Here is a 2,387-nt window from a genome sequence, read left to right on the forward strand (position 1 = left end):
ACGAGAAGCTGCTCACCCTGGTAACCCAGCGTGTGGCTGATGGCCGGGTGCTGCGTCTGATAGAAGCAATGCTCAAGGCAGGAAGCTACGGCAAAGGGCGGCTCTTTCCGAGCGAGCGTGGGACTCCGCAAGGCGGGGTGCTTACTCCCTTTACGCAAAAGGTAACTTTGCGTTTGAACGGTCAGTGAGGTATCGATAGCGGTCAAGTGCAGGTGCAGCCAACCAACGCTGAACGTCTGGTTTTAGAGGCTTGCAGCTGCAGGGGCCAAGGAGAGCCTTGACTCATGACACAGAGAGTTGTATGTCTATGACATATGGGCCGGGCCAGCGATGCGGAGAAATCCGACCGTCTCAATCGCGCCCGCGATTTGCTTCGGCAGTTGGACCATCTGCCCGAGGCGGTTGCGCGATTGGCTCAGGACTGCGGCATATCCCCACGCCAGGCCTATCGCTACCTGCAACAAGCTCAGCGGCTGAAGCGACCCGTGCCCGTGAGCGAAGCCAAGACGGCATTTACCGTCAAGCTCTCAGGCAGTTTGATCCAACGGGTGCGGCAGTACGCCATGGCGAGGGGTTTGTCGATCAGCGAAGTGGTCAGTCGGGCCTTGCTGGCCCTGGTAGCCGGAGGGCGAGGACGTGGCTGAGCCGAAGCCCGCTGCGGTCCGCAGGTTGCAGCTGGAGTATCGCTTCGATCGTTTGCTGCCAGATAAGCTGGCTCAGGTCTATCAGGCCCTGGTGCCCGACAAACGCTGGCCGACTGGACGTGCGCTATCTGCGTCAGTGAGGCCACTCCTGGAGGGGATGGATGAACAAGACAGCAGCGATCTACGCGCGAGTCTGTTCCGACCGGCAGAAGGAGAATCACACGATTGCCAGCCAGACGGCGGCGCTGAAAACGTATGCCGAAGCAAACGGCTACCAGGTGCCGCCAGCGTGGGTGTTCCAAGACGAAGGCTATAGTGGCGCCAACATGCTGCGGCCCGGCTTGGAGGCTTTGCGCGACCTGGCAGCTGAAGGCCAGATCGCGGCCGCGTTGGTCTACGGGCCGGACCGGCTGAGTCGCAAGTACGCTTACCAGGTGCTGCTGGCCGAAGAGTTATCGCGCTGCGGTGTAGAACTGATCTTTCTGAAGTCGCCGGCTGGAGCGACGCCGGAAGATCAGCTTTTGCTGCAGTTCCAGGGGATGATCGCCGAATACGAACGGGCGCAGATTGCCGAACGCACGCGCCGGGGGAAACGGCACAAGGCACAACAGGGCGTGGTGAGTGTGCTTTGCGGAGCCCCCTATGGCTACCGGTATGTGCGCAAGAGCGATAGCTCGGCTGCCTACACGGAACTGGGTCCGCGGCAGCGGATCACGCGGCCCCTACGCCAACGCCAAGGATTACCGAGCCGCGACAGCGCCGGCCACGCGCGACCCCGCGCGGATTGGATCGAAGTTCCGGTACCTGCGCTGGTGAGCGAGGAGATGTTTGCTTTGGCCGAGGAGCAGTTGCAGCAGAATAAGCAGCATTCACCCCGGCGCACGATCGAGCCGACCCTGCTACAAGGCATGCTGGTGTGCCAACAATGCGGCTATGCGTTGTACCGGACCTCGACGCGCACGTCCAAACGAAAGCTGTATTACTATCGCTGTCTTGGCTCAGACGGTTATCGCCGGCTCAAAGGATCCGTCTGCACGAACCGCCCCATCCGGCAGGACGCTCTCGATGAAGTGGTCTGGCGCGAACTGCTGCACTTGCTGGAAGATCCCGCGCTCATCCAAGCGGAGATCGACCGGCGTAGAGCGGTAGCCACTAAGGCCGATCCACTCCACAAACGAGACGAAGAGTTGCGTCGCGAACAGGCCCGGCTGGAAAAGAACATGGATCGCTTGATCACCGCGTATCAGGAAGGCTTGGTGACATTGCAGCAGTTACGTCAGCGGATGCCCGAGTTACGCAAGCAGGCGCGGGCCATCGAGGCGGAACTACAATCTTTGAAGCTGGCAGCCGTGGATGCAGAGAAGTACCTCCAGCTTGCCGAAAGCCTGGTGGGGTTTTGCAGCAAGCTCCATGCGCGCGCCGAGACGTTGGAGGTGCAAGAGCGTCAGCGAATACTCCGGCTCGTGACGAGAGAAGTTCTTGTCGGCGGTGACACCATCACGCTGCGCCATTCGATTCCGGTTCCCCCATCCGGTTCTGGATCGAATGGTTCACCGGCGCCGACGTCGGGCCCTTCCGCCGTGCTACCCAACCCAGGTTACCTTTTGCGTAAAGGGAGTCATAACGCCGCCTTGTGGCGTGCCTTCTTCGCTCGCCCGCACCAGCCCGTCTTCCATCACGCCAGCCTTGAGCATGCGCCCGATCAGCCGAAGGATCCGCGGGTCGCCGATCCGGTGCCCCAGA

Annotated in this window: 2 protein-coding genes; both read left to right on the forward strand. The window is 61.2% G+C overall.

All coding sequences use genetic code 11. From position 1 onward, the window contains the following. The first annotated feature begins 314 nt into the window (after positions 1 to 314). Positions 315 to 644 carry a hypothetical protein gene (locus tag HY699_00390; GenBank protein ID MBI4514264.1) on the forward strand — a complete coding sequence of 110 codons (330 nt, stop codon included), beginning with the start codon at positions 315 to 317 and terminating at the stop codon, positions 642 to 644. Positions 645 to 805: 161 nt separating this feature from the next. Continuing rightward, on the forward strand, positions 806 to 2,387 hold a 1,582-nt coding region (locus tag HY699_00395; protein MBI4514265.1), incomplete at its 3' end, for a recombinase family protein.

This window comes from Deltaproteobacteria bacterium, assembly GCA_016210005.1.
Classification (GTDB): Bacteria; Desulfobacterota; Binatia; order HRBIN30; family JACQVA1; genus JACQVA1.